Annotated in this window: 12 protein-coding genes and 1 tRNA gene; 11 read left to right on the plus strand and 2 right to left on the minus strand. The window is 43.6% G+C overall.

Annotated features, from left to right (window positions below):
* Positions 1-103: 103 nt before the first annotated feature.
* Complete coding sequence (locus ACU01J_RS19905) at positions 104-1,207, plus strand: tetratricopeptide repeat protein (protein ID WP_481087249.1); 1,104 nt, start codon at positions 104-106, stop codon at positions 1,205-1,207.
* A 62-nt stretch (positions 1,208-1,269) separates the two neighbouring features.
* Here ACU01J_RS19905 and ACU01J_RS19910 read toward each other — a convergent pair whose 3' ends face one another.
* Positions 1,270-1,968 (minus strand): MaoC family dehydratase, encoded by a 699-nt coding sequence (locus ACU01J_RS19910; protein WP_481087250.1) that lies wholly within the window; start codon positions 1,966-1,968, stop codon positions 1,270-1,272.
* Positions 1,969-2,284: 316 nt separating this feature from the next.
* Between ACU01J_RS19910 and ACU01J_RS19915 the strand changes: the two genes are divergently transcribed.
* Positions 2,285-2,375, plus strand: a tRNA-Ser gene (locus ACU01J_RS19915).
* Positions 2,376-2,539: 164 nt separating this feature from the next.
* Positions 2,540-3,745 (plus strand): integrase domain-containing protein, encoded by a 1,206-nt coding sequence (locus ACU01J_RS19920; protein ID WP_481087251.1) that lies wholly within the window; start codon positions 2,540-2,542, stop codon positions 3,743-3,745.
* A gap of 130 nt (positions 3,746-3,875) precedes the next feature.
* Here the strand turns inward: ACU01J_RS19920 and ACU01J_RS19925 are convergent, their stop codons facing one another.
* Positions 3,876-4,679, minus strand: coding sequence for a hypothetical protein (locus tag ACU01J_RS19925; protein ID WP_481087252.1), 804 nt, complete (start codon positions 4,677-4,679; stop codon positions 3,876-3,878).
* An 87-nt stretch (positions 4,680-4,766) separates the two neighbouring features.
* On the opposite strand from ACU01J_RS19925, the gene ACU01J_RS19930 reads away from it, so the two are divergent.
* From ACU01J_RS19930 to ACU01J_RS19965, 8 genes are all read left to right on the plus strand, one after another.
* Positions 4,767-5,498, plus strand: a complete 732-nt coding sequence (locus ACU01J_RS19930; protein ID WP_481087253.1) for a hypothetical protein — start codon at positions 4,767-4,769, stop codon at positions 5,496-5,498.
* A gap of 1 nt (position 5,499) precedes the next feature.
* Positions 5,500-6,378: a GTPase family protein gene (locus tag ACU01J_RS19935; RefSeq protein WP_481087254.1), complete on the plus strand. Its 879-nt coding sequence runs from the start codon at positions 5,500-5,502 to the stop codon at positions 6,376-6,378.
* Positions 6,379-6,699: 321 nt separating this feature from the next.
* A complete protein-coding gene (gene radC, locus ACU01J_RS19940) occupies positions 6,700-7,125 on the plus strand; it encodes a RadC family protein (RefSeq protein ID WP_419153386.1) in 426 nt (141 codons plus the stop codon).
* Positions 7,122-7,559 carry a DUF2787 family protein gene (locus tag ACU01J_RS19945; protein ID WP_481087255.1) on the plus strand — a complete coding sequence of 146 codons (438 nt, stop codon included), beginning with the start codon at positions 7,122-7,124 and terminating at the stop codon, positions 7,557-7,559. Before radC ends, ACU01J_RS19945 begins: the two co-directional genes overlap by 4 nt.
* An 84-nt stretch (positions 7,560-7,643) precedes the next feature.
* Positions 7,644-8,339 (plus strand): hypothetical protein, encoded by a 696-nt coding sequence (locus tag ACU01J_RS19950; protein WP_481087256.1) that lies wholly within the window; start codon positions 7,644-7,646, stop codon positions 8,337-8,339.
* Between the two features lie 109 nt (positions 8,340-8,448).
* Positions 8,449-8,943: a DUF2787 domain-containing protein gene (locus ACU01J_RS19955; RefSeq protein WP_481087257.1), complete on the plus strand. Its 495-nt coding sequence runs from the start codon at positions 8,449-8,451 to the stop codon at positions 8,941-8,943.
* 97 nt (positions 8,944-9,040) lie between these two features.
* On the plus strand, positions 9,041-9,286 hold the full coding sequence (locus ACU01J_RS19960) for a hypothetical protein (RefSeq protein ID WP_265689504.1): 246 nt from the start codon (positions 9,041-9,043) through the stop codon (positions 9,284-9,286).
* 77 nt (positions 9,287-9,363) lie between these two features.
* Positions 9,364-9,558, plus strand: a 195-nt coding sequence (locus ACU01J_RS19965; protein WP_481087258.1) for a hypothetical protein, incomplete at its 3' end; no start/stop codon positions are given.

Below are 9,558 nucleotides of genomic sequence, written 5' to 3' on the forward strand. Positions count from 1 at the left end.
TGTGCGCCGATTTCAGATATAGGGTATGATGAAAATCCTTAATGATTTGAGTCTGCTGCCGATACAGAAATGTCAACGGTAACGTATAACGACAAGAGAACGAATGAATATAATTGGTATTGCCATAGGAGCAACAGGGTTGCTTTTATTGGGTATGTTTATGTGGATGCTTGCTCTTTCGCTAAGAAAGAAACGTTTAGAGCAAGAACGCAAGCAGAAAGCGATCGCTTTTCGTAAAGCGGTAGAGCGAAATCGTCGTCAAGAACAAGAAGAGCGTGTGATGAAAGCTGAAGGTGGTGACATCCCGACGATTCTTTATCTTGCTAAAGAGGCTGAGCGCAAAAACATCAAAGAAGCTATCTATTGGTATACCAAAGCCGCCAAGCTCGACAGTGTGACAGGAATGTACGGTGTCGTGCGTATTAGTAACAAGATGCAGCAAGATGTTGTGTTAAAAGAGCAAGCGAAGTTCTGGCAAACATGTATTAGTGCCTCTGAAGGGAGTTTGCCGCACAAGTTCGAAATGGCGCAAGCATTGATTCACGGACGAGGAACAGAGGTCAATACACCAAAGGCTATTTCCGTGATGGAACAAGCTGCGAAAGAAAACTATGTTGATGCGATTGTATTTCTTGGCGACTGGTTTTCACCTGAAAACAGCAATGATCCTAACATGTCGACTTCGTACTACCGCCGCGCAACTGAGCTGAAAAGTAACGAAGGTCGAATGAAGCTCGGCTTGAATTACATCAATGGTGTAGGGGTAGCGAGTAACTTTGCTCAAGGCTGTTACTGGTTAGAACGAGCGGCTGAAAAAGGCCATCTAGAAGCGATGTATAAAGCGGGCGAAGTATGGATGGGGCAAAAACCTAACGGTAATTCACTCAGCTATATTTGGCTGTTCCTTGCTGCTCAACTCGGCCACGAACCGTCACGGGGGCTACGTGATCAAGTCGCGCTCCAAATCGGTGTAGATACAGTGGTTGGCCTGCAAAGCTTGTCGAAGCCTATGCTGAAAAAGATTCGAGAGAACAAGGTTGGCAAACATTCAATTATCAAAGCATTGAATAAACTGTATAAGCGCAAAATTCCGATTGATGAAAACGGTACTCAGATAGAGGATAAGTCGATAGAGTCTGTAGCGCCTCAGGAGAGTTCCCCTGAACATAAGCTCGACTTCTCGCAGTCTCCAATGGATAAACAGTAGAAAAAGAAAAACGCCCGATGACATTCATCGGGCGTTTTTTATAAAGGGAGCTTCGCTGCAACTTAGAAGTGCAGCTGAATAACTGAAGTAACCACCGCACCAGGGCGACGAACACCTTCAATTTCAACTTTTATTTCGCGCTCAATTTCTAAGCCTTTACGTATAGGTGTTACTTTAGATAGGGTGCTGACTGCACGTACACGATTGTTTGCTTTAACCGGGTAAGGGAAGCGGACCTGATTCAACCCGATATTTACCACCATTTTAGCGGTAGGGAACATGCTTTTATCCGGATCAACGCTATCAGTTAATTTAGGCAATAGAGCGAGAGTTAAGAACCCGTGAGCAATCGTTGTTTTAAACGGAGATTCAGCTTCAGCACGTTCAGGGTCAGTGTGAATCCACTGCATGTCTTCGGTCACTTGACCAAACTGGTTGATACGCTCTTGTGACACATCAAGCCAATCGCCAGTATGAATCACAGCACCAATTTTTTGTTGAAGTTCTAGGTATAAAGCTTGCGCCTCAGGCTTCATTTCGATCGGTTTTGGCTGCTGCGGTACAACTGGGGCTGGTTTCACTTCATCGTTGACTGCTGGAGTGTGAAAATCACGTAGGCGAGTAAACAGGTGACGATTATTAGCCTTGTTAACAATCTCTCCCCAGTACTCGCGTACGGTAGGTGTCATCCAGTGCATGAATTCTGAATGCTGCTTAGAATTTGTTAGACCGCGATGTTTAAATAAGTCAGCGACTTTCATAAAAACCTCAGATAAAGACTATTCGACTCTGTTAATTCACTAATTTTGAAACAGTTCACACTATTGTGCAATAACTTTCGGGCGTACAAGTGTTACTCGAAAGTTATTTTTTGCAGCTAAATCAATTGCTTATAAATAAAACACTATTTTATTGTAATTCTGTCAGTAGAGCTTTTAGTTTACAGAATGAGGCAGAAATTACGTTGTAGAGGGTTAAGGTTTATCAATTGCTGCTTAGTTTCTCAGCACTTAAACAATAGGTTGCGAATTAATGCTTTACAAGTTTAGGGCTTATACCTAATATACGTCCCGCAACGGAGAGATGGCTGAGTGGTTGAAAGCACCGGTCTTGAAAACCGGCATACGTTAATAGCGTATCTAGGGTTCAAATCCCTATCTCTCCGCCAAACACATGAAGAAAGACGTCTTAGGACGTCTTTTTTTATACCTAAATTACCGTATTACGTGGTTTGACTGTCGCTTAACGACTAAAAGCGCAGCTACATAACGTGGTTATAAAGGTACACCCTTGGGTACATTGTCCGTATGTTCAATTCAACGGTGTACCATCATGGCAAAACAAGTTAAACCCCTTACTGAAACCCAACTTAAAAGCGCAAAGCCTAAAACTAAAGAATACATCCTTTCTGATGGAAATGGCCTTCGTCTTAGAGTGAAACCGAACGGCACTAAAACTTGGCTGTTCAACTATACCCACCCTGTACTCTCTAAGCGTGTTAACCTCACGCTTGGCACCTATCCAATGACCTCTCTTAAAGCGGTGCGAGAAAAAACTCGTGAAGCTCGTGGCCTTATCGAGCAAGGTATCGATCCTAAATCTTACCGTGACAAACAGGTACTAAAAGAGAAAATGCGTCTCAATATGACGTTGAAAAATATCACCTTAGAATGGCTTGATGTAAAAAAGAGCAGCGTCACTGAAGATCATGCCGATGATATTTATCGCTCTCTTGAGCTTCACCTTTTGCCTACTCTTGGTGAAGTGCCTATCTCTGAACTCTCTCCACAATTAATGATTCAAGCACTTAAGCCTTTAGAAAGACAAGGAAAGCTTGAGGTACTACGCCGAGTTTGCCAACGCATAAACGAAATCATGAAGTTTGCTCGCAATAATGGCTATATTGAGGTGAATTGTTTAACTGATATCAAAGAGGCTTTTAAAAAGCCAAATGCTGAAAATATGAAGACATTACCACCAGAAGCATTACCGGAGTTAATGTCAGCCCTATCACGTGCACGTATCTTTAGTACGACTCGTTGTTTGATCTTATGGCAGCTCCATACGATGGTTCGCCCTTCCGAAGCAGCAGGAGCAAGATGGGATGAAATTGACTGGGCTAAAGAGCTATGGCGCATCCCAGCCCACAGAATGAAAAAGAAGCGTGAGCATTGCATTCCTTTATCAACGCAGGTGTTAGCTTTACTCAATGAAATGAAAGCAATTAGCGGACATGGTGTCAGTGAATTTATCTTTGCGTCCCATAAAGATGAATCACGCCCATGCTGTAATGCTAGCGTGAATATGGCTCTTAAGCGTATGGGATTTAAAGGGCGATTGGTCTCTCATGGACTGCGCTCACTCGCGAGCACTACTCTCAATGAACAACCTCAGTTTACGGGCGATCTAGTCGAAGCAGCTTTAGCGCATGCAGATAAGGATAAAGTGAGGGCGGCGTACAATCGTAGTCAATACGTAGAGCAACGACGAGAAATGATGCAGTGGTGGAGCGATCATATCGACAGAGCTGCTAGATAGTATTGGTTAATCGCTTTCTAGTACCTTCCCCCTTGGTCTCGCTAGTTACTTAAATGAGTTCGGGGTGACTTGACGGTTACTCCGCTTTTCATACTCTCTGGATTATCGTAATAGAATTTATTGTTTTTGATTAATAATATTGACGCTTAGCGTTAGAGATCAGGGCGAGAGGGATGCTCGCTGTTGGTTTCTGTGCTTGATTACGAGAATAACAGAGTTTTACACCTTCAGGCTCATCAAGGTTTAAGTGAATAGGCCAAATGACTTCTGTCAAAGGAGTGCTGTCCGTTTCTGTTTGATAAGTGATTTCTAACCATTGTTCGTTATATAAAGCACCAAGAATACTATCAAGCTCTGGTGTCATCGCCAGCTTAGACCAATGGGGAGCACTTCTCTTATCGACGGGTAGTTTCTTTATCCAACGCTTATCTCGATTCCCATCATGTAGCTTTTCAAACTGATCAAGATAAGGAGAAATCACTTCAAGGAATCGACTTCTCACCTTGTCGGGTAAATAATGAAGAAGCATGTTCGAGGATAGATATGCAACAAGAGCCGCATGGGGAAAGCCTTCTAGATAATTAGCACGATATCGCACAGCATGAAAGGTTCCCACCGTCAGAACCTCAATACCTAGTAACTCCTGTAAGCGTGTATTTTTTAGTATTCGCCTAACGGAGTGGTAACTCGCTGACGTACCACGAGAGGTGACAGCATCAGCAAGAGCTTGGTAGCCTAATGGTTGAGACGTGTGCTTGGGAATGGCATCACAAAGAGTCAGTAAGAGCTCCATCGTTTTGATTGGGTGTTTATCGGCCAAAGAAGTGCCACTTTCTATTTCAAAGGTGGCTTCCCAGAGTAATGATTGACTTTGCACATTATGCAAAGCTAGTTTTTTACGATGGATAAGATGATTAATTGCGATGTCAATCACAACTTAAGCCTTCAATGTCAGTGTTTGCAAATAGTGCAAAGCCAATATGTAGCCTACTTACTTCTAATTTAGGTGTAAGAGGTTCCAATGAAAAGGTCAGGTTTATGGATAACTTTATCTTTATTTATCCTACCAACCGCAAACGCATCAATTAAGAGTGATATTGAGCATCAGTGGCGAGTAGCTAATGAAGTCGTTAATGATGAAAGCATAAAAGTAACGATACAAGCGGCTGATTTTAACGATGACGGTGCCTTAGATTACGCCGTTTACAGCTCGTACTTTTGCGGTAGTCAAGGATGTATTTATGACATTTATTCAAAGATTAATGGGAAGTATTGCCAAGTAGGAAAATATGACCTTGATATCGCTCTATTTGAATATCAAGGGGAGTTTACACAATGCAGCGATAACTTTCTTTCAGTGGCGAACCAGAATCGTTTCCCTCAAGAGCCTAAAGCAACGGAAAACCTACAAACTCACACTTCTAAAGCGGATACTACGTATAGCAATACAGGTTTAGTTTCAATCTCTCTAAAAACGACTTATGCAAGAGATATTACGCTTCGCCAAGTTCCAATCCCGACTCTGATTATTCAAGCTGTGACTGATTCCGTTACTTTGCAAGGAGTCACTATCAATAGAGGACACTGTCCAACGATGAGTAAAACATTGGATGGTAGGCCACTTAGCTTCTTTCCTAGCTCACTGCAATTTGGTCAAAAGAAAGCAGTGGGGTTTCGATGCTCAATTGAGGACGTATTAGAAGTAAAGGTTCACACCAATCTTGGCAATGAATCTTTTGAAGTAACCGATTAATGTGAGGCTAGTAAGTACGATGGTAATGAAAAATAACGAAAAACCTTCAGTTGAGTCTCTTAAGGCTTTTGTTGCAGAGGTGAGAAATTTCAAGCCTAAAGTCGCGATAATGGGGAAGTCTGGAGCGGGAAAATCAAGCTTAGTCAACGCTCTTTTTGGGAAGTATGTTTCAACGGTCAGTGATATCGGTACGGGAACAAAAGAAGTCAATTACTTTGATTATGAAGGTATCACATTAATCGACTTTCCGGGCTTAGCTGATCTTAATAAAGAAAATGAAGCTCAATTTATCAAAATGTACGAAGAAGAATTGAGTGATGTTGATTTGGCTTTGTGGATCATTCCTGCTAATGACCGTGCAAATGCTCCTGATATTGAAATATATGAGCGTCTTTTGAAACCTGAGCGTGAAAGAATGCCAACGATGGTTATTTTATCAAAACAGGATAATGTGTGTACACCACGTAAAAAGTTCTGGGATGATGATGACTTCAGGCCTACAGATAAACTTGTTCAAAAAATTCTGGAAAAAGAATATTTGTTATCAAACGAGTTCGACCTGTCTACTCGGTATATCTCATCTGTTGCTACAGAGTATGATGATGATACGAAAGCTTATCGCTCATTTAACTTGGATGACCTTGTCAATAAAATCGTCAGCGTGTTGCCAAATGAAAAAAAGTATGCAATCACAAGAGAAGTCGATGATAAAAATGTAACTTCAGAAACACGAGTAGCTGCGGAACAGGGACTTTGGGAATCAATGAAAAGCTTTATGGGGGATGCGTTTGATAGTGTTAAGGATGTGGCTTCTGATATCATTATCGCGTCTCTTCCTAGCGCCCTTAGTTGGGTAACAAAAAAGTTAAAATTTTGGTAATCGGTAATGTTTACACCGAATGATAAGATGTTGAGGTGTCAAGTTTGCGGCAAAAAAAACACTATAGAAGTCCTTTCATTTTGTTTATTGAAACTCACGAAATGCCCTCACTGTGGTGTTCGAGGTAAATTACTTCCGTTGCAGTAGTCACTATCGTTATCAAAAAATTACAGGTCTATATTACCTAGGTAACCATCCCATCTGAATCGCCCGTATCGCTTTATGCGCTGCGGGCTTTTTTGTGTCTGTCACTTAGGAGATAAACCTATGCCTACCCACTTACCCAATGCAACCTACGAGTTTCCACAGCCTGCTACAGCCATGCAAGTACTCGAAACAGCCGCCGATATCTTAGCCCAAAGCTTTGAAGTCGGTGATACCTATACCAAGCCCGATGAGGTCAAACAATACCTGAGCTGCAAGCTGGCCCACTATGAGCGTGAAGTCTTTGCCGTGATGTTTCTGGACAACCAACATCAATTGATTGAATTCGAAGAATTGTTCCATGGCACGGTCGATGCCGCCTCTATTTATCCACGTGAAGTGGTGAAAGCTGCACTTAAACACAATGCCTCAGCAGTCATCTTTTCGCACAACCACCCGTCTAGTGTCGCTGAGCCTTCACAATCCGATAGGAAGATCACCCGTCGTCTCGTTGATGCTTTAGCCTTAATTGACGTTCGTGTACTGGACCACATTGTGATTGGCAAGACTTGCGTCTCGTTCGCTGAAAGAGGTTGGTTATGAATACGATAGCTTCAAATTATGACCATGCGGTTTGTTTACCACAGGCGTTTATAGAGAGCCTTGAAGCAGTCTTAAACAATGCTGCCTCTTTACCTGAAATGGTCAAACTCTCGATGAATTTTCGTCACACGCCCTATTATCAACACCGCCTTGGGCCTCACCCTGTTGAAGTGCGTTTAGAGCGTCAAGATAAGCAGTGGCGAGTGGTGTTTATTGCCAGCTTTGCCTATCTCGATGGCACTCATCGTAGCGTTGCCCCCGAATTGTACTTTAACTTCAAGCGAGACTGGTTCTATCAACCGGATATTCGAACCTGCGAGCTTGCCAGACCGGAAGTGCTGGACTTACTGCTCAGTTGGTCTCGGATGTTCTGTCGTCAATTAATGGATGGTCAGTTTGATGACATTCGTATCACCCCTGTCAAAGACGAATAACCCCATAGCTTAATGTTTAATAAAAGAAGCAGCCTACTAACGTTATGTTTGGCTGTGTTTGTATGAATCAAAAAAGGAGGCAAAATGTCGTATGACATTGTGTATGAACAATTGGCATTGAGAGTGCCAGAATCCATTGTAACCGAGCAACTGCGTCAATTCTTCACTGAGAGGCTAGGTATCAATACCGATGAGTTTAGCGAGCATCAGTGTCGGCAGCGCTTGTATGAACGTTACCAATGCTCATTGAGGAGTGATGACCTTATTATGCTTCACATGTTGATAGGTTGCAGCAATCTCTTTGACCCAGACACGAATAAGCGGTGTCGTGATTGGCAGTTTTGTGGCATTGACACGCCTTATAACCTGCTTATCAAATACGGCTGTGACTGGTCCGCGCAAGCGCAGTCAGGTGGATTAAAACTCAATGGACGTGATACCAAAGCCGAAGGGTGGATACGCGCTGTACGTCAGACATTAGACCAGGCTCGTGATTATCGGGTGGTGCCGCATTGCCATCACCTTTCGGTTTGGCTACGAGCGCCGAGAGAAGCAAATGAGCGGGATGCGTATGAAGTGCTGACTGCCCACCTACGGGACTTAAATGCAGTATGGCAAGACCGTGCACGTGGTGATGAAGAGGGTTTTGATGTCTCCATCACGCCAAGCTCTGCGTTTGAAATGTGGCTCTTTCAGCAGTTAGTGACTCGTTACCAAGGCAAGTGCTGGCTCAATGGCTCCGCACCGCCTTACCATGCAGTGAAAAAGCACGCTATCTAACCCTTATAGTCACCTCGGTCAATGGCCGCTTTATCATGAGTCGTTCTGGCTCGAACTAAACCATTCTATTTTAAATTCCATTATCTTACTGCCTGTAGGAGGGCGCATTATGTCTAAACAACTGTTAATCCGAAGCCAAATAGGCTTTCTTACCACCAACATCAAAGCGTCATTGCTGCCTGTCTCAGATGCACTGACACAATTTATTGTGACAACGCTAGCACACCAGCTTACGTTAGATGATGAGCTTGCTGATTCACTAATTGATGCTGATGGTATTATCTTTAACTTTCGAGATGCCAGTTATAGCGCTGAGCAAGGTGGTTTTCATCCGGTTGAAATCTGCCTCAATAAACACAGCGATGGTGCCTGGCATTACAGCTACATCACTGACTTTGCTTATATCGGCAATCACTACCCTGAATTAGAGCGAGGGCTCGATTTTGATTTTAGCCGAGGTGAATGGTTTGCCCACCACCAGCAAGGCTGGGCACCCATTAAAGAGGACAGTGCTGCAAAAGAGCTGTATCAGCTTTGGGAGCATAACTTTCTGGCGTACATGGCGATGGACGCGTATGACCACATCACAGTGAGTCGCCAATGACAAAGCATCACCCATTTCCATCTATCTACCTTCAATAAGGCCATCTCTTTTCGAGGTGGCCTTTTTTATACCCACTCAACAAAACAAGGAGACACATATGTCTTGGTATCAAACCGTCGGTAAAGCGGTCGCAGCAACAGCGAGTGTCGCAGGTGTCATCACGGCTGCGCCTGTCTTTGGCGCAATCGGCACCATCAGTGCAGCCGGTTTTGCGGTGTCAACCGCGATTGGCACTTCAGCCGCCCTGATAGATAAAGCACTGGAAGAAGACAAGCCAGAGTTGCCTGACTATCCAACCCATGACCATCCGTTAATCACTCACGAGCGCTACGACGAGGAGTAAGTTCCATTCATTCTTAATGTTCACTCAAGCCACAGCCTAACCGGTTGTGGCTTTTTTTATTCTATAGGAGCACAGTCATGCCCCCATCCATTATTGAAGCAGTCTTCTTATTGTTAGCTCAGCTTCCAACTCGTTACCCCAAATCCTTAGAGAGTCTGTGTGATGTTTCAGACGAGCTTGGGATAGGGAAATCCCCCGATACGATTCGACGATGGTTAAACATCCTCGTGGATTTAGGTTACGCCGAAAAAACGCAGCAAGAGGGCAAAGAC

The sequence above is a fragment of the Vibrio sp. 2433-A1 genome (assembly GCF_056726085.1).

Bases quoted from the DNA above. Each gene is read 5' to 3' on its own strand.
- ACU01J_RS19905 (WP_481087249.1), top strand. From the start codon at position 104: ATGAATATAATTGGTATTGCCATAGGAGCAACAGGGTTGCTTTTATTG.
- ACU01J_RS19910 (WP_481087250.1), bottom strand. From the start codon at position 1,968: ATGAAAGTCGCTGACTTATTTAAACATCGCGGTCTAACAAATTCTAAG.
- ACU01J_RS19920 (WP_481087251.1), top strand. From the start codon at position 2,540: ATGGCAAAACAAGTTAAACCCCTTACTGAAACCCAACTTAAAAGCGCA.
- ACU01J_RS19930 (WP_481087253.1), top strand. From the start codon at position 4,767: ATGAAAAGGTCAGGTTTATGGATAACTTTATCTTTATTTATCCTACCA.
- radC (WP_419153386.1), top strand. From the start codon at position 6,700: ATGCAAGTACTCGAAACAGCCGCCGATATCTTAGCCCAAAGCTTTGAA.
- ACU01J_RS19945 (WP_481087255.1), top strand. From the start codon at position 7,122: ATGAATACGATAGCTTCAAATTATGACCATGCGGTTTGTTTACCACAG.
- ACU01J_RS19950 (WP_481087256.1), top strand. From the start codon at position 7,644: ATGTCGTATGACATTGTGTATGAACAATTGGCATTGAGAGTGCCAGAA.
- ACU01J_RS19955 (WP_481087257.1), top strand. From the start codon at position 8,449: ATGTCTAAACAACTGTTAATCCGAAGCCAAATAGGCTTTCTTACCACC.
- ACU01J_RS19960 (WP_265689504.1), top strand. From the start codon at position 9,041: ATGTCTTGGTATCAAACCGTCGGTAAAGCGGTCGCAGCAACAGCGAGT.